Source organism: Bradyrhizobium sp. KZN70725 (assembly GCF_055264925.1).
The window spans coordinates 1-2,716 of record NZ_JBUYWT010000145.1 but is presented as its reverse complement, the minus strand read 5'-3'; the positions used below and the strand labels follow the sequence as shown (position 1 = coordinate 2,716).

4 protein-coding genes and 1 pseudogene are annotated in these 2,716 nt (G+C 58.2%); 1 reads left to right on the top strand and 4 read right to left on the bottom strand.

What is annotated here, in order from left to right; genetic code table 11:
* Positions 1-73: 73 nt before the first annotated feature.
* From ACZBJS_RS42230 to ACZBJS_RS42220, 3 genes and pseudogenes are all read right to left on the bottom strand, one after another.
* A complete protein-coding gene (locus ACZBJS_RS42230; protein WP_463440299.1) occupies positions 74-349 on the bottom strand; it encodes an IS66 family transposase in 276 nt (91 codons plus the stop codon).
* A 170-nt stretch (positions 350-519) separates the two neighbouring features.
* Positions 520-812, bottom strand: a pseudogene (locus tag ACZBJS_RS42225) (integrase core domain-containing protein); the annotation flags it as partial.
* A gap of 271 nt (positions 813-1,083) precedes the next feature.
* Positions 1,084-1,365, bottom strand: coding sequence for a helix-turn-helix domain-containing protein (locus ACZBJS_RS42220; protein ID WP_463440298.1), 282 nt, complete (start codon positions 1,363-1,365; stop codon positions 1,084-1,086).
* 616 nt (positions 1,366-1,981) lie between these two features.
* On the opposite strand from ACZBJS_RS42220, the gene ACZBJS_RS42215 reads away from it, so the two are divergent.
* The gene (locus ACZBJS_RS42215) at positions 1,982-2,254 is read left to right on the top strand and encodes a DNA -binding domain-containing protein (RefSeq protein WP_463440296.1); all 273 of its coding nucleotides are present in this window, start codon (positions 1,982-1,984) and stop codon (positions 2,252-2,254) included.
* A gap of 372 nt (positions 2,255-2,626) precedes the next feature.
* On the opposite strand, the gene ACZBJS_RS42210 is transcribed toward ACZBJS_RS42215, so the two are convergent.
* Positions 2,627-2,716, bottom strand: a 90-nt coding sequence (locus ACZBJS_RS42210; RefSeq protein ID WP_463440297.1) for a transposase domain-containing protein, incomplete at its 5' end; no start/stop codon positions are given.

Sequence of the window (2,716 nt, the reverse complement as noted above, 5' to 3'; positions counted from 1 at the left end):
TCTAGTTCCAGAACTAGGCGCAGACATAGAAGCTCACATCGGCTCACAAACTCAACAGCCGATAGCTGATTGCTCACCCCATGCGCCAGACGGGGTCTCTTTGCCGCTTACGATCAAGTGCTGGTGCGGTGGTCTCGTCCATGAACAGGCAATTCGCCGAGGCCAGATGCCGGCCGCATGTGATCCCCGACGCGCTGGAGATGGAAGTAGGCGCGGCCTGACCAGTTGCCCCGTGTCGCCCGGTCGAGCAGATCCCTTGTCGCGCATAGATCTCGGCCCGACGGGAAAACGGCGTATGGTCGCCGAGCTTGGAGACGATCACGCGTGCAAAGGCTGCTTCGGTCGGCAGCCCGCCGGGTAGTCAGTTGGTTAGGTTGCTCAGGAGTTCCAGCCTCGGCTTGTTTCCACCTAGCGCGAACTAGAAGCGGGAACAATGCCGTCCAATAGAACGGATCAAGGGGTTCGTAGGTTTCGGACGAAAGTGACGCGCGGGCTCTGTACGTCAGGTGCGGATATAGCTTCTTCAGGCTTGGAATTCCTCCACTTTTGCTGGGCGTCCGGAAGGAACAGAAAAAAATAGGAGTTGAGGCATTCGGCGTGGAAGCGCCATTCAAGGCTTCGATGAACGCATTGTCGGTCGGCTTGCCAGGCCGTGAGAAGTCCAGCGTAACGCCGCGCTGGTAAGCCCACAGGTCAAGATCACGCGACACGAACTCTCCGCCTTGATCGACGCAGATCGTAGCCAGGAAGCCCACTTCCATGCGAAGCCGCTACCGTGCCGCCACAACATCAGCGCCGCGGAAGGTGAACCGGGCGCCAGTACCCTAACCGAAGAAGATATCCATATTGGGAAATGACACTTGCCATTTCGCGAGCTCCGCCCGAGCAAATCGATCGCGTAAACACGGGGGATACGCCGACCACGATCTTCCAAATTGCTCATAACGTCGTTGAGGAAAGCGATCGGCCCGGGTTTGTTCTGTTATGATCCTACAACTTGCGCTCGGCTCAACTTCAAACAGAGCTGTCGCGCAATGCCGTTACACGCACGCGTGCATAAATTGGCCATTCCCGTGAGGTATGCTATTTCTTCTTGCGACGCGCAGACTTCGGCTTACGACCTTTAGGCAAGGTCTTGGGAGTAGCCGTGCCTTTGGGTGGCTGGACAAATAATTCAGACAAATGAACACCCAGCGTTTTGGCGATACGGTCTAGGAGATCAATCGTCGGGTTCGCTGATTGCCGCTCAAGGCCGCTCATGTACGAGCGGTCAATGCCTGCATCGTAAGCCAATTGCTCTTGCGGAACGCCGCGATCCACGCGGATTCGGCGCACGTTCCAAGCGACAAGCGCACGAGCTTTCATGGCGCTAAAGCAGCCATTCGGCTGGTCAGCAAACCACTGGCTATAGCCCTCCCATTGCGGTAAGTTGGTCAGGATGCAAACGAGCGGAACCGAGCGTGAAGGTTCAATGACCAAGCCGCCATCAAAATCAGATATCGCCGCTACCGCGCCAATTGAGGTGGCCCTCACGACCTATATCGGTCGTCATCTAATGACGTATCGGCGACTTCTTGATTCGGAATTCGACACCGCCGACTGCAAAGATGGCGCTCGGATCGCGCGGTACTACCGCGGTCCTGAGCGGCCTCGCGAGGCGCTCGGTAGCCTCTGGCGCGCACAAGATGGATGGCCGGTCACGGTTACCGGCCCTTACTTCGCGGCGGCGCAGGCCAATTGGCAACGTCGTTCGTGTGGAATTTGCACGTGAGAACAGTGCTCCCCGCCTCGCCGGACCGCGCAATCAGAACATCGATTAGTGAGCAGGCACGTGTTTGGCCTCATCGCGTGCTAGCCCCGCCAGATTTCCGCCTGCAATTGTCTCGCAGATCGCGACAATTAGATCGCTACCATGATGCTCTGAATACCGCTACCATCGCCCGGATTTATCCAATTTTCAGTTTGTAGCGAGTTTCAGGCCGTGCCGCCGGATCCCAATATCGCCGATTTGGCGCCCAGCGCGCCCGACGTCACGCCATACGACGAGCAACACGCCGTCACCTATATGCGGCTTCTTGATGCCGAAGCCGACAATGCTGATTGGCGCGAAGTGGCCCGCGTTGTGCTTTGTATTGATCCGAGCCTCGACCCGGACCGCGCGCGCCGGGCCTTCGAAAGTCATCTGGCTCGCGCTAAGTGGGTGGCGCGTCACGGCTATCGCGACCTGCTGCGCCGGGGTTGGCGCAAAGAGTGAATGATGGGGACGTCCGAAATAGACGTGACCTCTTTTCAATCGCAAAAATAGATCATTCCATTGAACAATCACCAGCAGACTGGCGCATGGGTGCAACCATAGATCGTCGCCCAAGTGGCGGACCCCGCGATCGGCCGTAGGCCGGACAGCGCATGCTGTTGGGGGCGCCATCTTATGATGGCACGCAGCGCGCCGGCGGGCGCGGTTCGCTGGCAATGATTTCGGGCAATGCCGCTTGGCACCTTCTCAGCATGACCGTCGGCAAATCTCTTTCGCGGTCTCGTGATCGTGCTCAGGGCAGTCCGTCGGGCCGCGATGATGTAGTATTCGGCAGTTGGTTGAATAAGCAATGTAAGCGGCAAGCTAAGGCCGTCAAGCGGCGTGGTTCCATGGCATAAGCGCGTCGATTTCGCTGCTCGGCCAGCCGTTGGCGATACGCCGAAGTGTCAGGGCGAGCCAAGC